Source organism: Streptomyces sp. SID8352, from assembly GCF_009862265.1.
In the GTDB taxonomy this organism is placed as follows: domain Bacteria; phylum Actinomycetota; class Actinomycetes; order Streptomycetales; family Streptomycetaceae; genus Streptomyces.
This window is the reverse complement of the sequence record NZ_WWGX01000006.1, coordinates 174,713-194,585: the sequence shown is the minus strand read 5'-3', so window position 1 is coordinate 194,585 and position 19,873 is coordinate 174,713. Positions and strand designations below refer to the sequence as shown.

General features: G+C 75.2%; 18 protein-coding genes and 1 pseudogene. 7 read left to right on the top strand and 12 right to left on the bottom strand.

The window, feature by feature from the left end; translation table 11 throughout:
• The first annotated feature begins 3 nt into the window (after positions 1 to 3).
• A complete protein-coding gene (locus tag GTY84_RS02005) occupies positions 4 to 918 on the top strand; it encodes a helix-turn-helix transcriptional regulator (RefSeq protein WP_161224259.1) in 915 nt (304 codons plus the stop codon).
• Between the two features lie 117 nt (positions 919 to 1,035).
• On the opposite strand, the gene GTY84_RS02000 is transcribed toward GTY84_RS02005, so the two are convergent.
• Both GTY84_RS02000 and GTY84_RS01995 read right to left on the bottom strand, forming a co-directional pair.
• Positions 1,036 to 2,412: a hypothetical protein gene (locus GTY84_RS02000; protein ID WP_161224258.1), complete on the bottom strand. Its 1,377-nt coding sequence runs from the start codon at positions 2,410 to 2,412 to the stop codon at positions 1,036 to 1,038.
• Between the two features lie 581 nt (positions 2,413 to 2,993).
• Positions 2,994 to 3,812, bottom strand: a complete 819-nt coding sequence (locus tag GTY84_RS01995; RefSeq protein WP_161224257.1) for an SAM-dependent methyltransferase — start codon at positions 3,810 to 3,812, stop codon at positions 2,994 to 2,996.
• Between the two features lie 341 nt (positions 3,813 to 4,153).
• Between GTY84_RS01995 and GTY84_RS01990 the strand changes: the two genes are divergently transcribed.
• Positions 4,154 to 5,035, top strand: coding sequence for a Gfo/Idh/MocA family oxidoreductase (locus GTY84_RS01990; RefSeq protein ID WP_161224256.1), 882 nt, complete (start codon positions 4,154 to 4,156; stop codon positions 5,033 to 5,035).
• A gap of 196 nt (positions 5,036 to 5,231) precedes the next feature.
• Here the strand turns inward: GTY84_RS01990 and GTY84_RS01985 are convergent, their stop codons facing one another.
• The gene (locus tag GTY84_RS01985) at positions 5,232 to 6,125 is read right to left on the bottom strand and encodes a GNAT family N-acetyltransferase (RefSeq protein WP_161224255.1); all 894 of its coding nucleotides are present in this window, start codon (positions 6,123 to 6,125) and stop codon (positions 5,232 to 5,234) included.
• Positions 6,126 to 6,544: 419 nt separating this feature from the next.
• Between GTY84_RS01985 and GTY84_RS01980 the strand changes: the two genes are divergently transcribed.
• Positions 6,545 to 6,766: a hypothetical protein gene (locus tag GTY84_RS01980; RefSeq protein WP_161224254.1), complete on the top strand. Its 222-nt coding sequence runs from the start codon at positions 6,545 to 6,547 to the stop codon at positions 6,764 to 6,766.
• A gap of 265 nt (positions 6,767 to 7,031) precedes the next feature.
• On the opposite strand, the gene GTY84_RS01975 is transcribed toward GTY84_RS01980, so the two are convergent.
• The 6 genes from GTY84_RS01975 to GTY84_RS32810 form a co-directional block, all read right to left on the bottom strand.
• Positions 7,032 to 7,559, bottom strand: a complete 528-nt coding sequence (locus GTY84_RS01975; RefSeq protein WP_237531967.1) for a DUF5709 domain-containing protein — start codon at positions 7,557 to 7,559, stop codon at positions 7,032 to 7,034.
• Between the two features lie 190 nt (positions 7,560 to 7,749).
• Entirely contained in the window at positions 7,750 to 9,321 is a 1,572-nt protein-coding gene (locus GTY84_RS01970) for a hypothetical protein (RefSeq protein ID WP_161224253.1), read from the bottom strand.
• 274 nt (positions 9,322 to 9,595) lie between these two features.
• On the bottom strand, positions 9,596 to 11,950 hold the full coding sequence (locus tag GTY84_RS01965) for a glycosyl hydrolase family 65 protein (protein WP_161224252.1): 2,355 nt from the start codon (positions 11,948 to 11,950) through the stop codon (positions 9,596 to 9,598).
• Complete coding sequence (locus GTY84_RS01960) at positions 11,947 to 12,687, bottom strand: beta-phosphoglucomutase family hydrolase (protein WP_161224251.1); 741 nt, start codon at positions 12,685 to 12,687, stop codon at positions 11,947 to 11,949. The genes GTY84_RS01965 and GTY84_RS01960 overlap by 4 nt, the downstream gene beginning before the upstream one ends.
• A gap of 92 nt (positions 12,688 to 12,779) precedes the next feature.
• Positions 12,780 to 13,187: a DUF3662 domain-containing protein gene (locus tag GTY84_RS01955; protein ID WP_161224250.1), complete on the bottom strand. Its 408-nt coding sequence runs from the start codon at positions 13,185 to 13,187 to the stop codon at positions 12,780 to 12,782.
• Positions 13,188 to 13,537: 350 nt separating this feature from the next.
• A complete protein-coding gene (locus GTY84_RS32810; protein ID WP_202548979.1) occupies positions 13,538 to 13,708 on the bottom strand; it encodes a hypothetical protein in 171 nt (56 codons plus the stop codon).
• Between the two features lie 146 nt (positions 13,709 to 13,854).
• Between GTY84_RS32810 and GTY84_RS01950 the strand changes: the two genes are divergently transcribed.
• Positions 13,855 to 14,796: a MurR/RpiR family transcriptional regulator gene (locus GTY84_RS01950; RefSeq protein WP_345943309.1), complete on the top strand. Its 942-nt coding sequence runs from the start codon at positions 13,855 to 13,857 to the stop codon at positions 14,794 to 14,796.
• 352 nt (positions 14,797 to 15,148) lie between these two features.
• Positions 15,149 to 15,532: a hypothetical protein gene (locus tag GTY84_RS01945; protein ID WP_202548978.1), complete on the top strand. Its 384-nt coding sequence runs from the start codon at positions 15,149 to 15,151 to the stop codon at positions 15,530 to 15,532.
• Between the two features lie 50 nt (positions 15,533 to 15,582).
• On the opposite strand, the gene GTY84_RS01940 is transcribed toward GTY84_RS01945, so the two are convergent.
• Positions 15,583 to 16,449 (bottom strand): hypothetical protein, encoded by an 867-nt coding sequence (locus GTY84_RS01940; protein ID WP_161224247.1) that lies wholly within the window; start codon positions 16,447 to 16,449, stop codon positions 15,583 to 15,585.
• Between the two features lie 199 nt (positions 16,450 to 16,648).
• On the opposite strand from GTY84_RS01940, the gene GTY84_RS01935 reads away from it, so the two are divergent.
• Both GTY84_RS01935 and GTY84_RS01930 read left to right on the top strand, forming a co-directional pair.
• A complete protein-coding gene (locus GTY84_RS01935; protein ID WP_161224463.1) occupies positions 16,649 to 17,362 on the top strand; it encodes a TetR family transcriptional regulator in 714 nt (237 codons plus the stop codon).
• Positions 17,363 to 17,609: 247 nt separating this feature from the next.
• Positions 17,610 to 18,017: a zinc ribbon domain-containing protein gene (locus GTY84_RS01930; protein ID WP_345943308.1), complete on the top strand. Its 408-nt coding sequence runs from the start codon at positions 17,610 to 17,612 to the stop codon at positions 18,015 to 18,017.
• Positions 18,018 to 18,119: 102 nt separating this feature from the next.
• On the opposite strand, the gene GTY84_RS01925 is transcribed toward GTY84_RS01930, so the two are convergent.
• A complete protein-coding gene (locus GTY84_RS01925) occupies positions 18,120 to 18,509 on the bottom strand; it encodes a PPOX class F420-dependent oxidoreductase (protein ID WP_161224246.1) in 390 nt (129 codons plus the stop codon).
• Positions 18,510 to 18,612: 103 nt separating this feature from the next.
• A pseudogene (locus GTY84_RS01920) lies at positions 18,613 to 19,789 on the bottom strand (aminotransferase class I/II-fold pyridoxal phosphate-dependent enzyme).
• Positions 19,790 to 19,873: the final 84 nt, after the last annotated feature.

The following is a 19,873-nucleotide window of genomic DNA, read 5'->3' as shown; positions in this document are numbered from 1 at the left end:
AGGATGTCCGCCGCGTCACCTCACGTCTCCCGCCTCGCACCCTACCTGGACCGGACCGAGCCCGCTCCGACTCTGCTGAAGATGCTCGTGGGCGTGCAGTTGGCGGGATTCCGTGAGGACGCGGGGCTCTCCCAGGACCAGGCGGCGCGCGAGGTCGGGTTCAGCGCGGCGAAGCTGTCGCGCATCGAGTCGGGCAAGAGCCGCAGGCCGCCGACCGAGCGCGATGTCCGCGCCCTGCTGGAGCGATACGGCACCGAGGAGTACGAGGTCTCGGTGCTGCTCCAACTGCTGGAGCGGGCCGGGGAGCCCGGCTGGTGGCAGCGGTACGACAAGCGGCTGATGCCCGAGTGGTTCGACCGTCTCGTCGGACTCCAGGAGGCGGCGGCCACCATCCGCACCTTCGAGATCCAGTACGTGCCGGGGCTGCTCCAGACGGCCGACTACACCCGGGCGGTCGTCGAGCGGGGCCTGCCGAACGCCCCGGCGGCGGAGATCCAGCGCCGGGTGGAGCTGCGCACCCGGCGGACGGGGCTGCTGCACCGCGCCGACGCCCCGCAACTGTGGGCGATCATCGACGAGTCGGTCCTGATGCGGGTGCTCGGCAGCCGCGACATCATGCGCGAGCAGCTCGCGCACCTGATCGAGATGTCCGCGCACCCGCACGTGACCCTGCAGATCGTCCCGTTGGACGTGGCCGACGCCCCCATGCCGCCGATTCCGGTGACCTATCTGCGGTTCGGCGGCAGCGATCTGCCGGACGTCGTCTACCTGGAGCACATCAAGAGCGCCAACTTCCTGGAGGACGTCGACGAGACCGAGGAGTACCGGGTCGCCCTGGACCACCTGGCCGACGACGCTCTGACGCCCCGCGAGTCACGGGAGCTGCTGCGCGCCACGATGGCCGCGCGGTACCCCTGACGGCACTCCCCCGCCGCCCCGCACCGGTCGGCGTGGCTCCCCGGTCCGGACCCGGGGCGCCACGGACGAGGCCGTGCCGCCGCCGGGCCGGGGCCGGACGCTCCGGTGCTCCGGCCGCTACAGGGGCGGCAGGTGACGGGCGAAGACGCCGTAGTACGGATAGTCCACGGGCGCGGCCGGTTCCACCGCGAGGAACACCGCGGTGGTGCCGAGCGCGTCGACCGCCACCCCCCAGGACTCGCTGGCGCTCTGCGAGCCGTCCGACGCCCGGCTCACCCGCTCCGTGCGGCCGGTGCGCAGGTCGTGCCGGAAGATGTCCTCGGCCTCGTTGGTGTCACCGGGCACCAGATTGGCCGACGTCGACTCGAAGTACACCCAGCGGCTGTTGGCCGTGATGCGGGCGCCGCCCGCCGAGCCGTCGGCCGGGGCACCGCCGATGCCACCGCTGACCCTCGTGGTCGTGCCCAGCTTCAGGTCGTGGACGAAGACGTCGTTGCGCGGACCGGGGACGGACGACAGCCCCGTCCCCGCCACGCGGTCGGCGAAGACGACGTAGCGTCCGTCGGCGCTGATCGATCCCGAGCCGGGGGCGATGCCGATCAGCTCGCCGTCCGCGTCGATGCTGGCGCCCCGGGTCTGTCCGGTGCGCATGTCGTGCAGGTACAGGCGGCGGTAGGCCGGCTTGAGGATGCCCTCGCCCTCCTCGGCGCCGGACTCCCGCCCGTGCGGCAGGTTCGTCCCGGTGGAGATGAAGACGACGAGGTTCCCGTCCCCGCTGATCACCGGCAGGGTGACGAGCCGGTTGGCCGGGGCTCCGTCGGTGCCGACGCTGGCCAGCCGGGTGGTACCGGTACGGCGGTCGGTGACGAAGACACCGCCCTGGGCGGCGAATGCCACCTTCCGGCCGTTCCAGCTCAATGACGGCAGGTTGGGGTTCGATCCCCTGGAGGACTCCTCCGAGGTGGCCCCGGTGACGAGCCGCTCGGTCCGGCCCCTCCGGAGGTCACGGACGTAGACGACGGTGCCACCGGACGGACCGCCGGGCACCAGGGAGGTGTCGTCGGAGGTGAAGGCCACGTACCGGCCGTTGCCGCTGATCGCGCTCTCGTACGAGGCGCCGTCGGCCTGCTCGCCGCCGTCGCCCACGCTGACGCGTTCGGTCCGCCGGGTCCACAGGTCCCTGACGAACACGTCGCTCTGCCCGTTCGTGTCGCCGGGCACCAGATTGTCCGCGTCCGACACGAAGACCGCGTAGCGGCCGTCGCCGCTCACGTCCACTGCCCACGACATGGCGTCGGCCGGTACCCCGCCGGGACCGGCGCTCACCCGGATGGTGCCCGTGGGCAGCGGCTCGGCGTGCGCGGGCAGCGCCGACGCGGCCAGGGCGGCGGTCGCCAGGGCGCACCCGCCCCGGAGCAGCCAGCGACGGCCCGAGCGGTCCCTCGGTGGCTCGTCGCTTCCCGTGTCCCTGATTCTCCTGCGTGTCCTCGCCATGGTCCCTCCCCTTGACGGTTCCTCACCTTGGCCGGGCGTGAGCGGGCGGGGACGGCGGCCGTGTGCGCGCACCGGCCTCCCCCGGCGGCCGGGCTGCGGGAGAGCAAACAGCCGGATCTGACGCGTCGTCAAGACCCCACCGGCCACAACCGGCCGCACTCCGGCGGCCCGGCCGGGGAGGACGGCGGGCAGTCCCCGTGCCGTGGACGGGCCGACGGCGGAAGGGACCGGCCGACCGGCCGGGGCGGCCCCTCGCGGAGGGGGCGGCTCCGGCCGGACGGGCACGGACCGCGTCCGCGGCTCCCCGCAGGCGCGGTCTCCGGTCCGCCGCCGGGGATCACCGCTGTGGCCTGGCCGGATGCACGGAAGGCCGGCCCGTGCTTGGCACCGGGCACGGCACCGGCGGAGGGGAGGACCGGACGGCACGGCCGCGCGGACGCTCCCGATGGGCGAAGGGGCGGATCCGCCCGCCGAGGCCGCCGGGGGCGGTGCGGGACCTCGCCACCCGGGCGACGGATCGGCCGGTAACGGCGCCCCGCCCGGGCGGCTCCGGGCATCACCCGGCGCGCGGGCCGGGCCGGTCAGGCGAGACGGCCGACGCCCCCGTACTCGATCCACTCCTGGGTGAGCTGGCGGGGAGCCACCTCGTTGTCCGGGCGCCAGGTGGAGACCTCGACGAGACCCGGCTCCAGGATCTCCATGCCTTCGAACAGGGCGTCCACGTCCCGGGGTTCGCGCACCCGGCCCCAGTTCCCGTGGGTCGCGTCGTCCATGAACCGCGTGACGGAGTCGCGGACCTCGGCGTCCTCGCTGACCAGTTGGCACATCACGGCGCAACTGCCGGGCACCAGCCGTTCCGCCACCCGGCGGACCACGGCCTGCGGTCCGTCGGTGTCACTGTCCGGGATGCAGTGGAAGACCGAGTTGAAGAGCACCCCGACCGGGCGGGAGAAGTCGATCAGGCGCCGGGTGTCCGCGTGGTCGAAGATCTCGTCGGTGGACCGCATGTCGGCGTGTATGACGGCCGTGCGGTCGTTCTGGTCGAGCAGGGCCCGGCCGTGGACGAGCACCATCGGGTCGTTGTCGACGTAGATGACACGGGAGTCGGGCGCGATGCGCTGCGCGACCTGGTGCACGTTGTCCTGGGTGGGCAGACCGGAGCCGTGGTCGAGGAACTGGCGGATGCCGTAGTCCTCGGCGAGGGTCTTGACGACCCGCGCGAGGAACCTCCGGTTGTTCAGGGCGAGCCGACGGGTGCTGGGGACGACCTTGTCCAGTTCCTCGACGGCCTGGCGGTCGGCCGCGTAGTTGTCCTTGCCGCCCAGGTAGAAGTCGTACATCCGCGCGGCGGTCGGCACCTTGGCGTCGATCTCCTTGGACAACCGCTTCTCGGACGGCATCGTTCCCCCAGCTCTCCATCGCGCCAACCGTACTGGCCTGACTGACAGTACATCCTAGGGAAGCACCGTTCGAAGAAACCAGAGGCCGGACTGAATGATCGTCAACATCATTACTCATAAACAGAGTTGATCGTCACTCGGGGTGGTGAACGGGGCCGGTGCCGACGAGGGCCCGATTCCCGCCATCCGGGCGGCGCGACCAGGAGCGCGCCGAGCCGCCGCGGGCGAGGCGGTGCGGGGACGGCGTCCGTGTGACAGGCTCGGCACCGGCCGGACCGTGCTCCCGCACACCCCGGCCGGCGGGGCCCGGGCGGGTCCCGGCGACACGGAGAGGCGGCGGCATGCGCATCGGACTGCTCGGCACCGGCCCCTGGGCGGACATGGCACACGCCCCCGCCCTGCGGCACCATCCGGACGTGGACTTCGCCGGGGTGTGGGGACGGCGTCCGGAGGCCGCCGAGGAACTGGCCGCCCGTCACGGCACCCGCGCCTACGGGGACGTCGACGCCCTGCTGTCCGACGTGGACGCGGTGGCGGTGGCGCTGCCGCCGTCCGCTCAGGCCGGGCTGGCGGTGCGCGCGGCGCGGGCCGGATGCCACCTGCTCCTGGACAAGCCGCTCGCCGTGTCGGTGACCGAAGGACGGGAGGTGGTCGCGGCGGTGCGGGAGGCCGGGGTCGCCACCGTGGTGTTCCTCACCCTCCGCTTCCGGCCCGGGGTGGAGGCGTGGGTCGCCGAACAGTCCGCGCGGGAGGGCTGGTTCACCGCGCGGGCGCAGTGGCTGGGCTCGGTGTTCACCAGCGACAGCCCCTTCGCCCACTCGCCCTGGCGGCGGGAGAAGGGCGCGCTGTGGGACGTGGGCCCGCACGCCCTCTCCGTCCTGCTCCCTGCGCTCGGGGACGCCCGGCGGGTGGCCGCCGCCGCCCAGGGGCCCGGGGACACCACCCACCTCGTCGTCGAGCACACCGGCGGCGCGACCAGCACCCTGGCACTCAGCCTGACCGCGCCGCCCGCCGCCGCGGGGGTCGAACTGGAGCTGCGGGGACTCGCGGGGGTCACGCGGCTCCCCGCGGACCCGGGCGAGGGCGTGGAGCCCGCGTACCTGCGCGCGGTGGACGCCCTGCTCGCTTCGGCCCGCACCGCCACACCGCACCCGTGCGACGCCGCGTTCGGGCTGCGGATCACGGAGATCCTCGCCGAGGCCGAGGCGCTGCTGAACGCGTGAACCCCGGCTCTCGGTGCCCGGCCCCGGGGGGCGGGACCGCGAGGTGACACCGGGGCCCGGCGGCCCGGGGCACGGGGCACGGGGCCCGGGAAACGCGGCGCACCCGGGTCCGCGACGAACGACGGCGGTACGGGGACGGGTCCCCCGCCGGGGCCGGACCCCGCTCCCCGATCCGGCCCGATCCAAACGAAAGACCCTAACCGCGCGGAGCCCGGAAGTTGATCCGCTCCCTCGTCACCGGATAGCCCGCCCGGGCGAAGGCCCTGGCCATGGGCACGTTCCCGCGGTCGGTCGCGGCGGACACGAACCCGGCGCCCCGTGCGGCGAGGAAGTGGGTGCACTCGGCGAGCAGGTCCAGGGCATACCCGTGTCCGCGCTGCTCCGGTACGACACCGATGAATCCGACGCACGGGCCGGAGGGGTTGTGCGCGGGGATGTGGATGCCCGCGAGGTCGCCCCCGGGGGTGTACGCCACCTGCCACCACGCGCGCGGCGAGGGGCACCAGTGGAAGAACTCCAGATCGGACCGGGCCGCCCGGTCCGGGCCGCCCTCCTCGATGTCCAGCAGCGCGTGGGCGTCCAGGGTGACGGAGTGGATGCGGCGCAGCGCGTCGAGGAAGACCTCGTCGTCGGGCTCGGGGCGGTACTCCAGACGGCCGGGGCGTCGGGGCAGCCCGCACTCCGGGGTCCAGCGGTACAGGAAGCGCTCCACCAGCGGTTCGTACCCGGCGGCGCGGGCGGCGGCGAAGCGGGCCTCGGCGGCGGCGCGCAGCGCGGGGTCCTCGCGCCAGGTGCCGGGAGGGTTGAGTTCGAGCTCGACCTGCCAGGGGGCGGTGCGCAGGAGCGCGGCGCCCGCCTCCTCCTCGCCCTCGGCCACGTCGAACCAGTTGACGGTGAGGGGTTCGGTGTCGTCGGGGCCGCCCCACCAGGCGCCCCGGGCTACGACGGCGCCGTCGCGGAGCGCCACACGCAGCCACTCGGGGCGGAAGCGGGTGAGCCGGTGCCCCTCGCGGGCGCCGAGGGGGTCGGGAAGGGTGTCGAAGAGATGGGCGTCGCTCGCGTCGAGCGCGCGGATGACCAGATCGGTCACGGAGTCCTCCGGGTCGCGTACTGCGGGGCGCGCTCCCGGTCAGATCCGGCACGCCGGGACGACGGGGAGGGAGCGCGGGCGGGGTGTGAACGGCACGGCTCTGCCCTCCTTCCGTCGGTCCGGGGCGTGGTGAGCACACCGTAGGCGCCGCGGCGGGCGCGGCACCACTGGTTTTTGTTCCGGGCGCGGCGGGGCGGAGGCGGCGGCGGGGCCCGGGAGCGGTGAGCGGGTCCGGCGCGGGGCGGCCCCCGGCGCGTCCGCCGGACGCCGGGGACCCCGGTCGGGCGGGTCCGCGGGTGGGCGCTCCGGATGCGCGGGCCGCCCGGGCGTTGAATGGTGTTATCGGGATATTCGGGACCGGTACCGGCGCCGTCCGGGGCCGGACCGGAGCAGCGATGCGGATGCGAGGAGCAGTCAACATGTCGACGTCACAGCCCGGTGCCTCCCGTCCGTCCGGCGACGGGGGGAACGGCGACCGCGCCACCCCCGACGCGCTGCTGCACACCCGCAACGGCACGGAGGTGTCCCCGGAGGACCTGGTGCTCGCGGCCGGCCGGGACATCACCGAGAGGAACCTCGAATGGGCCCGCAGGAAGCTTGCGGAGGAGGGCCCGGCGGCGATGGACAAACTGCTGCCCTGACGCGGCGGGGAGGATCCGGACGGCTCGGCACCCCGGCGCACGGACTCCGGCCCCTACCCGGGGCGCTCCCCCGGCCCGTTCCACGGTGCCGAGGGGCGGCGCCCCGGGCGCGGCGGCGCCGGATGCGCACGGGGCCGTCGTCCCGCACCGTCCGTGCCGTCCCGGTCCCCACTGACGCGCGAGCGGCTCCCGGGGTGACCGGCACCGGCGCGGAACCGGTCGCCCCGCAGGGACCGGCACCCGCGGAAGCCGCCCGGTCCGGCCGTCAGCCGCCCCCGCCGGGCCGGTCGGCGTCACCGCCGGAACCCGCGCCACCGCCGGACGGGGATCCCGCCCCGTCCTCCTCGACGACGTGCACCGCGGCCTCCTCCGCCCCGGCGGCCCCGCCGTCGATGCCCACGTCCTCGGCGACGGACTCCTTGGTGGTGTCGGCCCGCACGCCCTCGTCGGGGGCGACCAGGCGGCCGGCCCGTTCCGCGCCGGTTTCGGGGCCGACGGGTTCGCCCTCGCCACCCGGGGTGTCGCCCACGCCGTCGCCGAGGGACGGGGCGACATCGGGGACCTCCTGGGCCAGTCGCCGGTCCAGGGTCTCGCCGTCCCGCTGCTCGGCGGCCGTGGTGCCGTGCCGGGTGACGCCGAGGGGCTTCTCCGGCGGCGAGTAGCCCTCGTCGAGGACCTCGTCGTAGTCGCGTCCTCCCAGGACGTTCTCCGGGTCGAGCGGCGCGGCGTCCCCCTGCTCCTCGTTGGTCCCGGTGGGCTGGTGAACGTCGTCGGCCATCGGGTCGGTGTCCATCTCCGGCCTCCCTCTCGTCGCTCTCGTCCGCTCGTTCCGCGTGTCTCGGCCCGCCGGCGCGGCGGGCCCGTGGCGGGCTCGCCGGCCATGGCCGCCGTGCGCGCCGGTACGCCGGTACGGCTGCCGCGTTTCCCGCCGCGCGCGCTCCAATCCCGGTGCCGCCGTCCGGCTCCGGCCGCCGGGGCGCCGTTCAGCGGCCGGAGGCCGCCGCGCCGCCGTCCGGCGGGGGCGCGAGCAGGACGGTCAGACCGCCGACGCGACGCGGGGTCCAGGCACGGGCGTACGGAGGCGGGGCGGCGCCGGGGGCGGTGACGGCGGCGACCGGGATTCGGCGGGCGGCGGCCCCGATGGCGGCGGGCGTGGTGTTGGCGTTGTGGCCGCTGATGTCCCCCGAGGAGCAGCCGGTGTAGTAGCCGAGGGGGATGGACTCGTACCCGGTGAGCAGGCAGGGCGGACGGACGCCGAGGGCGTGCAGGGTTCCGGCGGCGCGGGCCCAGTCGCGGCGGGCGGCGCTCTGCCCCGCGGTCACATGGGTGAGGACGGCCAGTTGCGCCGCGAGATGGGCGGCGGCGCCGAGGGCGAGCAGTGTCGTGGCCGCCGGCCGCCACCGGCCTCGGGGGGCGCGCGCCAGATGCCCGAGGGCGTCGGCGACAGGCGGGGCGAGCAGGGCGTAGGCGGGCTGGAGGAAGCGGGGCGCGGCGTAGTCGATGGTGAGCAGGTAGGGCGCGGCGGCCGTGGCGGCACAGGCCAGCGGAACCGCGGTCGGCAGGGTGCGCCCGGCCCGGATTGCCACTGCCAGGGCGAGGGCGGCGAGCAGCGGCAGGGCGAACCACCACCAGGTGAGCGCCGGGCTGGGCAGCGCTCCTGCGCACGGGCGGCACAGCCCGCGCCCGCCGAGGGCCCGCAACTGGTCGTCGAAGGCCAGGTGCCGACCCAGTCCGCCCTGGATGCGGGAGGCCTCCGCGAGCCGTTCCCCGAGCCCGCCGTAGCGGGCGTAAGCCTCGGCCACCCATTCCGCCGCCCCGGCGGAGAGGCCGCCCACGAGGGCTGCCGCCAGCGGCAGGTGGCGGCGCGCCAGGACCAGCACGAGCAGCGGCGCGCTCACCCAGACGGCGTCGGCCGGACGCATCCAGGCCATCAGCGCGGCCCCGCCCATCACACCGCCGAGCGGGACCGGGCCGGACGGCACGGGCCACCGCGACCCGGCGGGCCGTGGCGTACCCGGGGAACGTGGGGGCCGGTCGGGCCGGTCCGGCAGGGCGCGCAGCAGAAAGCCGACGCAGAGCAGGGCGCCGAGGGCGACCCAGAGGTTGGGCATGGCCTGGGGGCCGTAGAAGAGGGTGACCCAGAGGGTGGCGAAGAGCGCCCCGGCGGTGGCCAGCACCCGCGCCGGGAACAGCCCCCGCCAGGCCCGCAACGCCAGGTAGAGGCCCAGCCCGGAGAGGAGGGCCAGGTAGGTGCGCAGCAGCGCGGTGGAGGCCGACCAGGAGGCGACCGGCGCGACCAGCAGGGAGACGCCCCGGGAGCGGGGGGCGCTGAAGAAGGCCGCCGGGTGGTGGGTGGTCACCTGGCTGACGTAGACGATCTCGTCCCAGCCGAGGCCCAGCCCGGTGGCGTTCAGGAGGAGCTGGGCGAGGGTGAAGAGGGCGGCGACGGCGGCGAGGGGTCGGCGGTCGGTGGGGCGGCGCCCCGTGCCGGGGCGGAGCGTCTCGCGCTCGCGCCGTCGGCCGGTGACGGCGGTGGCCTTCGTGCCGTCACCCATGGCGCACCCTTCGCTCCTCGCCCGCCCGGGGGCTCCGGGGCGGCGCGGGCCGACCGCGGCACGTCCGGCCCGGTCCCCGGCTCCGGCCGGACGGCGGTGGCCAGCGGGCCGCGTCCGGCCGCGGTCGTCCCACCGGGGGCGGCCCGGTCCCGCGACCCGCGGAGTGCACGCCTCAACGAAGGCCCACGAACACGGTCAAACTACCCTTGGTTCCCGGGCCGCGCAGGGCGGGCGCGGCCGTACGCCGGACCCCTCCCGCCCTGCGCGGGGCGGCTCAGCGGACGTTCGGGCGGCGGTGCGGGGGCTGCTCGGGGGCGGTACGGCGCGGGGGCGCGGGGACGGCGCGGACCACGGGGCCGTCGCCGTTCATCCGCAGCGGCTCGCCGTGGTGGTGGATCGTCACCGGGGCGCCGTTGAGCAGGGTGTACGTCGCCTTGTCGGCCTCGATCTCCACCTGCAGGCACCGGCCGCGGAACTGGAGCCGGAAGGCGAGGCGGCTGAACTTCTCGGGCAGCCGCGGCGCGAACCGCAGGCTCTCGCCGTCGCGGCGGGTGCCGCCGAACCCGGCGACCAGCGCCATCCAGGTCCCGGCCAGGGAGGCGATGTGCAGCCCGTCGCGGGTGTTGTGCTCCAGGTCGGCAAGGTCCATCAGGGCCGCCTCTGCGGCGTAGTCGTAGGCCAGCCGCAGATGCCCGGTCTGGGCGGCCATGACGGCCTGGCAGCAGGCCGACAGGGAGGAGTCCCGCACGGTCAGCGGCTCGTAGTAGGCGAAGTTCCGGGCGATCTGCTCCTCGTCGCAGTGCTCGTCGAACCAGCTGCCGCAGGTGTACATGGCGAGGACGAGGTCGGACTGCTTGACGACCTGCTTGCGGTAGAGGTCGAAGTAGGGGAAGTGCAGCATCAGCGGGTACTGGTCGGCGCCGGTGGTGGCGAAGTCCCAGCGCTGGTGGCGGGTGTAGCCGGAGTCCTGCTCGTGGACGCCCAGTTCGTCGTTGTACGGGATGTGGACGGCCTCGGCGGCGTCCCGCCAGGTGGCGCTCTCCTCCTCGTCGACGCCGAGCCGGGCGGCCTCGTCCGGGAAGCGTTCGCAGGCGTCGGCCGCCGACAGCAGGTTCGAGCGGGCCATGAGGTTGGTGTAGGTGTTGTCGTCCGCGATGGCGCTGTACTCGTCGGGGCCGGTGACGCCGTCGATGTGGAAGACGCCGTGGTGGTCGTGGTGGCCGAGGGAGCGCCACAGCCGCGCGGACTCGACCAGGAGTTCCAGGCCGGTGCCCCGCTCGAACTCGGTGTCCCCGGTGGCCGCCGCGTACCGGACGGCGGCGTGCGCGATGTCGGCGGTCACGTGGAAGGCGGCGGTGCCGGCGGGCCAGTAGGCGGAGCCCTCGGAGCCGTCGATGGTGCGCCAGGGGAAGGCGGCGCCGCGCAGTCCGAGCTGGGCGGCGCGGTCCCGGGCTGCGGGCAGGGTGTCGCAGCGCCAGCGCAGCACCTCGGCGACGGCCCGGGGCTCGGTGTAGGTGAGCACGGGCAGCACGAACATCTCGGTGTCCCAGAAGGCGTGCCCGTCGTAGCCGGAGCCGGTGAGCCCCTTGGCGGGGATCGCGCGCTGCTCGGCCCGGGCACCGGCCTGCAGGACGTGGAAGAGGGCGAAGCGGACCGCCTGCTGGATCTCCTCGTCGCCGTGCACCTCTACGTCGGCGCGGGCCCAGAAGTCGTCCAGGTAGGAGCGCTGCTCCTCGACCAGTCCGTCCCAGCCGCTGTGCGCGGCGGCGGCCAGGGCGGCCTCGACCTGGTCGCCCATCGCGGGCCGGGATCGGGTGCTCGACCAGCCGTGGGCGACGGTCTTGCGCACCCGCAGCCGCTGGCCCGGTTCGAGGACGGCGGTGACGGTGAAGCGGGCCACGTCCACGTTGCTCTCGCTGGCCATGGTCGTCTCGTCGGGGCCGTCCACCATGTGGTCGGCGGCCACCGCGACCCGCAGTCCGCTCCGCCGGGTGCGGTGGACCAGGCGCAGCCGGGGCCCGGCGGCCATGTGCTCCTCGGGCTCCAGCGGGGACTGGAGCGCTCTGGCGGTGCGGGGGTCCCCGTCGGGGTCGGGCAGGCTCTCGTTGGCGACCAGTCCGGACTGGATGACCACCCGGGTGCTGTCGTCGACGGGCTCGACCTCGTACTGGACCGCGGCGATGGCCCGCTGGGTGAGGGAGACCAGCCGGGTGGAGCGCACCCGGACCGTCGAACCGGCCGGGGAGGTCCATTCGCAGACCCGCTCCAGGACGCCCCGGCGCAGGTCGAGGGTGCGCTCGTGCTTGACGAGGCGCCCGTAGCGCAGGTCGAAGGGCTCGTCGTCGACCAGCAGCCGCATCAGCTTGCCGTTGGTGACGTTGATGACGGTCTGCCCCGACTCGGGGTAGCCGTAACCCGCCTCGGCGTACGGCAGCGGATGCAGCTCGTGGACGCCGTTGAGATAGGTGCCGGGCAGACCGTGCGGTTCGCCCTCGTCGAGGTTGCCGCGCCAGCCGACGTGCCCGTTGGACAGGGCGAACACGGACTCGCTCTGCGCGAGGAGATCGAGGTTGAGCGAGGTCTCGCGCACGGACCAGGGCTCGACGGTGTACGTCCGGTTGGTGATCACTCGTGGCCTCCCAGCTCCGCGAGGTCCGCCACCACGCGGTCGGCGCCGTGCGCGTACAGGGCCTCGCGCTGACCGGCCCGGTCGATGCCGACGACATAGCCGAAGTGCCCCGATCGGCCCGCGTCCATGCCCGCGAGCGCGTCCTCGAAGACGGCGGCGCGGGACGGTTCGACGCCGAGGTCGCGGGCGGCGGCCAGGAAGGTGTCGGGGCGCGGCTTGCCGGGCAGGCCCCGTTCCCGGGCGACGACGCCGTCGACGCGGGTGTCGAAGAGCCGCTCGGCGTCGATGGCGCGCAGGACGTCGACGGTGTTGGCGCTGGAGGAGACGACGGCGGTGCGCAGCCCGGCCGCCCGGACCGCCCCGATGTAGCGCAGCGTGCCCTCGTACGCCTCGACGCCCTCGGTGCGGATCTTCTCCAGGACGAGCGCGTTCTTCCGGTTGCCGACGCCGTTGACGGTGTCGGCGCCGGGCGGGTCGTCGGGGCCGCCCTCCTCCAGGACGATGCCGCGCGAGGCGAGGAAGGCGCGCACGCCGTCGGCGCGGGGGAGGCCGTCGACGAACTCGTCGTAGTCGGAGTGGGAGAAGGGCCGGAATCCCGCTCCGTCCCGGTCCCGCAGGAAGTCGTCGAAGGTCTCCTTCCAGGCGGCGGCGTGCACCACCGCCGTCCGGGTGACCACCCCGTCGAGGTCGAAGAGGCAGGCCTGGATGTCGTCGGGGAGTCCGAGTCGCGTCGTCATACCCGACAGGTTCCCCACCGGGGCGCGTCCCATCGGGTGGTCCGCGCCACAGACGCACGCGCCGGCCACGGGGCCGGGAGCGCGGCCCGGTATCAGCGGGCGCCCGGGGCGAGCGGGAACCCCCCTGCGTTGACGTGCGGCATCACCCCGCCGGCCACCAGATAGCGCCCGTTGGGCACGTCGGAGCGGCGGGTGATGTGCACCGTGGGCGGTCCGGGCCAGGAGTATCCCCTGCGTTCGGCGTGGCGGACGAGGCTGTCGGTGAGGAATTGTCCGACGCGTCCGCCACGGCGCGTCAACTCCTCGTGGACGGCGTCGGCGAGGGCGACGTCGTAGGCGTTGGGGACCATGACCCTGCCCTGGGGGCCGGCCACGGCCTTGCTGTCGCACTCCCGGAGCAGGGCGTCGAGGAGTTCGACGCGCTCCCGCCCGAGGACGCGCGCCATCAAGGCGTCCCAACGGTTCTCCAGGGCCTTCTCCAGGGTGCCGAGGGCACTCACGCGTTGTCACCTGCCGGGAATCGGGGTCGGGGACCGGGGCGGACGGCCGGGCGGGCGCCGTGCGGGACGGGGCGCGGCGGGGGCCGTGGGGCGCCGGGCATGTCGTGCACGGACCGGCCGGGCCGAGGTGGTCCGGGTCCCGGTCCGGCCGGGCGGCCTGTGCGGTCCGGCCCTCGGGCCGGTCGAGCGGCCCGTGCGGGACGGGACTTGGGCGGGCCGGGTGGCAAAAGACGGGTGTGCGGGCCGGGGCGGGCCGGGGCGTGGCGGCGGCCCCGGTCGTGTGCGGGCGGGGCCGGGAGCCCGGCGGGGCCCGGGAACCGTGGCCGGGGAGCGGCCGGGGCGGGCCGGGGTCACCTGTCGGCGAAGTCGTCGGGCCGCACCCGCGCCTCCTCCAATGCCTCGCGCAGGGTCCGGCCGGTGCCGCCGGCCGGGCGGGGCGGGGTGTCCGTGCCCCGGCCGCCGGTGTCGTCGGCCTCGTCGGCGGACCCGGTGCCGGGCCGTTTCTCCTCCGGGACGGTCATGGTGACGGCTCCTCCTGATGGCTGTCGGGGTTCTCCGGAGCGCCGGGTTCCCGGACCGCCCCCGGCTATCCCCCCGGCGGCGGACGGGAACCGGAAGACGCCCAGGGCGAGCGGACGCACACGGTCGGTGAGCTATGTTGACCCCCGTGGGAGACACAGGAGGGGCGTCCGCGCCATCGCCTCAGCAGGCACGTGCCCGGGCGTCCGCGATCACCTCGGGGCGGTCCGTCCCCGACGCGCGACCCTCCCCCACCTGCCAGCTCAGGGATCTGTTCGACCGGCCCCGGCTCTCCCCGGGGCAGCGGCGGATCGCCCAGTACCTGATCGAGCACCTGCCCGAGGCGGCCTTCCTGTCGATCACGGACCTCGCCGACCGGGTCGGCGTGAGCCAGCCCTCGGTGACCCGCTTCGCGGCGGCGGTCGGCTTCGGCGGCTACCCCGCGCTGCGGGAGCGGCTCCAGTCGATCGCGCTGGGCGGGCGCGGCACCGCCCCGGCCGAGGAGTACCGGGGCAACGAGCTCCAGGCAGCCGTGGACGCGGAGATAGCGAACCTCACGAACCTGCGGCACGACCTCGCCGACGCCGACCGGGTGATCACGACCGGCCGCGCCCTGGCCGGGTCGACCCCGCTGACCGTGCTCGGGCTGCGCATCTCCGGGTCGCTCGCCGAGTACTTCGCCTACGCGGCCCGCCGGGTCCATCCCGATGTGCGCCTGGTGACCCGGGGCGGCACGGTCGCCTACGACGCCCTGCTCCAGTCCCGCGCGGCGGGCGGCTCCTGGGTGCTGGCCCTCTCGCTGCCCCGGCACGCGCACGAGACGCTCGACGCGGTGCGGGTGGCACGCGGCGCCGGGCTGCGGGTCGCCCTCATCACCGACCTGGCGCTCGGCCCGGTGGCCGACGCGGCCGACGTCACGTTCGCGACGGGCACCGGCTCGCGGCTGGTCTTCGACTCCTACGCGGCGCCGGGGGTGATGTGCGCGGCGCTGCTCCAGGCGATGACGGACGCCGACCCCGAGCGCACCCACGCGCGCCTGGAAGGGTACGAACAGGTCGCCGACCAGCACCAGTTCTTCCTGCGCGACTGACCCCGGCCGGTTCGCGGCACCGTCGGCGCCGCGTGCGGACGACGATACCGCCGGCCCGCGCGGACGACCCGGGGGCGGCCGTCCCCACCGACGTGGACATGAATGTTTTCATACGTCTTGCAAAGCTGATGGCATATATAAATACTGCTCACGGGTCGCGTTCCGGCTGTCCGGAAACCGTCCCTCGTCTGCGTGAACCCTTTCCGGCCGTCGGCTCCCACCCGCTCCGGCGCGCCCGGGGTGTCCCGTCGGGCGCGCCGACCCGAGCGCCCGCGGTGGTCCCGGTCATCCCCTGGACCGGGTCCGCACCTTCCGTCGCCCCCGTCCCGACGACGCCGCACTCCCGGAAGCGATGATCATGTCCCTGACGTCCATACGGCCCGGCCCGGACTGGCCGTGCCAGGTCAAGGCCCCCGGCAGCTACGACTGGGAGCGCTCGGCCGTCAGGTGGCTGCGCGACCTGGTGCCGGCCCGCTACGGTGGCTACCCCACCATGCTCCGCCATCCCGTGCTGCTCGCCCGCCACGCGCACCTCCAGGTGCAGCAGGAGATCAGGGTGGCCCGCACCGCCCTGCAGACCGCCCGCTCGGACCTGCCCCGGCTCGGACTGCCCGAGTCCGTCATCGAGCACACGATCAAGATGTACGCGGCGGAACTGCGGCAGTTGCAGCACATCGCGCGCAGCGTGCGGGCCGTCACCGAGGCCCTCGCCCACCGCCCGCCCGCCGGCCGCTGACCGGACGGCGGGCACCGGGCGTCAGGGCCGGTCGGCGAGGGGGGGCGGCGTCAGGGCCGGTCGGCCGGGCGCGGGCGCGGGGCGTCGAGCAGTCGGCGCAGGGCCCGTGTCAGGGCGGCGACGAAGGCGTCCCGGCCCTCGTCGTCGAGGGCGTCCAGGGACAGATAGGGGTTCAGGTCCTCCAGTTCGACCAGCAGCAGCCCACCGCCGGGAGCCCGGCAGGCGTCCACTCGCTGGATGCCGTGGTCGATGCCGTTCCACTCGACGAACCACCGGGCGAACGCGAGGTCCTCGGCCGTGGGTTCGTACCGCTCCAGCCGCCAGCGCCGCCCGGGGTCCGGTGCGTACAGGGCGTACTGGAAGCCGTGGTCGACGAAGTAGAAGGAGATCTCGTGGGCGAAGTCGACGCGCGGCTGGACCAGCAGTTCCCCGTCCGTCCCGTCGAGTTCCTCGCGGACCCGTCCCGCGGGCACCACGCGCAGCCCTATCGAGTCGGCGCCGAGCCGGGGCTTGACGACGTACTCGGCCGCCTCGGGCAGCAGATGCAGATCCTCGGCGCGGGCGACGGTGGGGATGACCGGCCGCCCTTGCGCGGTCAGGTCGAGGAGGTACTGCTTTCCGGCCATGTCCGCCCTGCCGGTGAGCTGGTTGTAGACGGGGATGCCGAGCGCGGTCACCCGCTCCCGGAAGGCGTCGTACGCCTCGCGGTACCCCAGGACGGGGCCGCTGTTGCGGACGACGGCGGCGTCGAAGGCGTCCACCAGCGCCGCCGCGTCGCGGGGGTGGCACAGGGCGAGGTCGAAGTGGGCGCGCAGCCGCGAGGTGAGCAGGATGTCCTCGTCGCAGTAGCGGCGGCCGCGGGCCGGATAGGCCAGGTCGGTGACGTAGAGGACGCGGGGGCGGCGGGGGGACGGCATGCGGGCCTCCTGGGTGATGGCGGAAAGTGATCGTAGGCCCTGGGGACGGCGGCGGACCCGGGAGGGAACCGGGTCCCCTCCCGTCACAGCACCGAGTGCCACCCCCGGCCGTCCTGCTGCTACGTTCACCCCCATGAGCTGCCAGAACGCGGAGCCACGCGGCGGGAGCGCTCGGGACGCGGCGGAGGCGGGGCCGCCCATGCGGGAGGCCCTCGTCACGGCGGCCTTCCGGCTGTTCCTGGAGCGGGGCTACGAACGGACCACCGTCGACGACATCGTGGCGCTGGCCGGAGTCGGGCGGCGGTCGTTCTTCCGGTACTTCCCCTCCAAGGAGGACGTGGTCTTCCCCGACCACGAGCGGTGCCTGGCCCGCATGACGGCCTTCCTGGCCGCCTCGCCCCAGGACGGCGACCCGGTGCGGCAGGTGTGCGACGCCGCCCGGTCGGTGCTGCTCATGTACACCCGCGATCCGGACTTCTCGGTGCGGCGCCACCGCCTGACGAAGAGCGTCCCGGGGCTGCGCGCCCATGAGCTGTCGGTGGTGTGGCGCTACCAGCGGACCCTCGCGGACCATCTGCGCGCCCGGTTCGCCGGTGACCCGGGCGGCGCGCTGCGGGCCGACGTGATCGCCGCCGCGGTGGTCGCCGCCCACAACAACGCCCTGCGCTCCTGGCTGCGTTCGGGTGGCCGGGGCGACGCGGGCCGGGCGGTGGACGAGGCGCTCGGCCTGGTACGGGCGGCGTTCCCGGCCGGGCCCGCGTCCGGACCCGTGCCCGTCCACCCGCCCGCTCCCGGGCCCGCCGGGCCCGCGCGGGAGGGGTCCCCGCAGGACGTGGTGGTCGTCGTGGCCCGGCGCGGCGCACCGCTCTGGCGGGTCGTCCGCGAGGTCGAGAGCGCGTTCAAAGGCCCCTGAACCGCGGGCCGCCGAAGGTCCCCCGGGGAGCCCGGGAGATCCCCGGGCGGCGGTTCCCGAGGGGCTGACAGGGGCGGAGGGTCCGGGCTCCGGGAGCGGACGGCCGAAATCCGCGGTACGCAGTGCCTTTACGCCTGGCACTGAGTGCCATAACCTATGGGCCGTGCGGATGGCCGCGCACCGCGCCTTCGCGTGCCCGCGACACCCCGCGCGTGGATTCCGGCCCGAGTGCAGGGAGTTGACCAGCGTGCAGCACCTCTCAGGGAGCGTCGTTCAGCGGACACCCGGCTCCACGACGGGAGTTCTCGGCACCACCGCCCCGGACGCCGTGTTCTTCCAGCGCTGCACCTGGTGCGGCACCGCCGTCTACCACCGGGTGCTGTGCCCGGCCTGTCGCGGCAGCGACCTGCGCACGGAGCGCAGCGAGGGCCTGGGCGCGGTGCGCCACTCCACGGTGGTGAACCGCAACACGCCGTCCGCGCGGAACGTCTCACTGGTCGAGATGGCCGAGGGCTTCGTGCTGCGCGGCCGGGTCATGGGGCCGTTGATGGGCATTCAGTGCGGGGACAGGGTGCGGCTGTCCATGGCCAAGGACCCGGTGCGCGGCGAGCCCGTCTTCCAGTTGACCGACGACCCGTACCGGGCCTGGACCTGAGGCCGCCCGCGCACCGGCCCGGACCGGGCGCGCCCACGCCCGGCGCACGGGACACCGGGGCGCACGGCCCCGGGTACGGCGGTGCTCCGGGACCGCGCGGCCTCACGCCGTGAGGGTGATGGCGACGGCCACGGTGCCGTGGGCCCCCCGGCGCAGCCTGCTCCCGGCGAGGGCGAGCCGGCCGAGAAGGCCGTATTTGTCCGCGATCAGCCTCCGGTAGCGCCCGGCGAGGGCGGCGTCGCCGATCTCGGCCGTCGCGGGGACCTGGTCGCCCGTGGGGTTGCCGCGCGCGTCGCAGGGGGCGACCAGGACGTCCGGGCGCTTGCGGATGCGCTTGACCTTCCAGGAGTCGGCGCGCGTCCAGACGCCGAGCGTCCGCCCGTCCCGGACCACCCAGACCGGGGTGGCGACCGTGGTGCCGTTCTTGCGGTAACTGGTGACCAGCAGGTACTTGCCCGAGCCGAGCCGGCCGAGCGTGGCGTCGTCGTCCATGGTGGGGCAGTCTAGGGGCTGTCCCCGGCTCGCACGGCGGTTCCCGGCCCGATGACGCCCCCTGGCCGCTGCCCCGCCGCCTCGGGGCGGCCTCAGCACGGTCTCAGGGCAGGGCCGACGCCATGCGGCGGACGGCCTCCTCGATGACCTCGGGCGAGGTGGCCAGGTCGAGCCGGACGTGCCCCGCTCCCCCGCTGCCGAAGGGGAGACCGGAGTCGACCGCCACCCGCCCCCGGTCGAGGAAGACCCGGGCGGGGTCCTCGCCCGGGCCCGGGGTGCGGCGGTCGAGCCAGGCCGGACAGGCGGCCTCGCCCGGGTGGTGGACGACGTCCGGCAGGTGCTCGGCCAGGAGGGACCTGAGCAGCCGGCGGTTCCTCTGCAGCCCGGCCGGCAGGGCGTCGAGCCACTCTGTGCCGTGCGCAGGGCGGCGGTGCGGGCGATGACGCCGGCATGGCTCGCCCCGTGGCAGACCTCCTCCGGCATCCGGGCCGGGTCGGCCGCCGCTCCGGGACCCGCGCAGGCGAGCGCCGCCTTCAGTCCGGCCGGGTTCCAGCCCTTGGAGGCGGAGGTCGGCGCGAGGCCGCGGTCGGCGCCGGGCACGGTGAGGTACGGGACGAACCGGGGCCCTCCGGTGACGACGGGGGCGTGGATCTCGTCGGCGACGACCCGGACGCCGTGGCGCTCCCCGAGGGCGGGGACGGCGGCCGGTTCCCCGTCGGTGTGCACGGTGCCGGTGGGGTTGTGCGGGCCGCACAGCAGGTGGGCGGCCCGGCCGCCCTCCTTCGCCGACCGACGGAAGGCGCCCTCCAGCACATCGAGGTCGAGCCGCAGGTCCCCGCCGAGCGGGGCCTCGACCTCGCGCCGGTCCATGTGGGCGACGAACTGGTGGAACGGCGGGTGGACCGGGGGTTGAGGATCACGGGGTCGCCGGGTCCGGTGACCGGCTTGAGCATCCCGACGACGCCGGGCATCACGTCGGGCACCAACGCGACGCGCTCCACGGCGGGGCACTCCCGGTCCCAGCGCCGCCGGGCGAACCCGGCCAGGGCCTCGGCGCGGGCGGTCCCGGCGGCGTATCCGGTGTCGCCGAGTTCCAGGGCGTCGGTGACGGCGCGGACGACGGGGCGGGCGAGCGGCACGTCCGTCTCGGCCACCCACAGCGGCAGCACGTCCTCGGGGCAGGTGCGCCACTTCATGCTGGCGCGCCGGCGCAGCCGGTCGAGGTCCAGCGCGCGCAGGGGGTCGGGTTCCCCGGCGGGGTCCTGCGAAGTCCTGGTCATGGGGCCCAGGACAGGCGGCGGGACCGGGTCCGGAAAACGGGGCGGACGGGGTGATCCGGCGGCCGGCACGGGGTCAGGCGGCCG

Bases quoted from the DNA above. Each gene is read 5' to 3' on its own strand.
- GTY84_RS02000 (WP_161224258.1), bottom strand. From the start codon at position 2,412: ATGGCGAGGACACGCAGGAGAATCAGGGACACGGGAAGCGACGAGCCA.
- GTY84_RS02005 (WP_161224259.1), top strand. From the start codon at position 4: ATGTCCGCCGCGTCACCTCACGTCTCCCGCCTCGCACCCTACCTGGAC.
- GTY84_RS32810 (WP_202548979.1), bottom strand. From the start codon at position 13,708: ATGACCGTCCCGGAGGAGAAACGGCCCGGCACCGGGTCCGCCGACGAG.
- GTY84_RS01970 (WP_161224253.1), bottom strand. From the start codon at position 9,321: ATGGGTGACGGCACGAAGGCCACCGCCGTCACCGGCCGACGGCGCGAG.
- GTY84_RS01975 (WP_237531967.1), bottom strand. From the start codon at position 7,559: ATGGACACCGACCCGATGGCCGACGACGTTCACCAGCCCACCGGGACC.
- GTY84_RS01935 (WP_161224463.1), top strand. From the start codon at position 16,649: ATGCGGGAGGCCCTCGTCACGGCGGCCTTCCGGCTGTTCCTGGAGCGG.
- GTY84_RS01940 (WP_161224247.1), bottom strand. From the start codon at position 16,449: ATGCCGTCCCCCCGCCGCCCCCGCGTCCTCTACGTCACCGACCTGGCC.
- GTY84_RS01960 (WP_161224251.1), bottom strand. From the start codon at position 12,687: ATGACGACGCGACTCGGACTCCCCGACGACATCCAGGCCTGCCTCTTC.
- GTY84_RS01925 (WP_161224246.1), bottom strand. From the start codon at position 18,509: ATGGACGACGACGCCACGCTCGGCCGGCTCGGCTCGGGCAAGTACCTG.
- GTY84_RS01945 (WP_202548978.1), top strand. From the start codon at position 15,149: ATGATCATGTCCCTGACGTCCATACGGCCCGGCCCGGACTGGCCGTGC.
- GTY84_RS01990 (WP_161224256.1), top strand. From the start codon at position 4,154: ATGCGCATCGGACTGCTCGGCACCGGCCCCTGGGCGGACATGGCACAC.
- GTY84_RS01995 (WP_161224257.1), bottom strand. From the start codon at position 3,812: ATGCCGTCCGAGAAGCGGTTGTCCAAGGAGATCGACGCCAAGGTGCCG.
- GTY84_RS01980 (WP_161224254.1), top strand. From the start codon at position 6,545: ATGTCGACGTCACAGCCCGGTGCCTCCCGTCCGTCCGGCGACGGGGGG.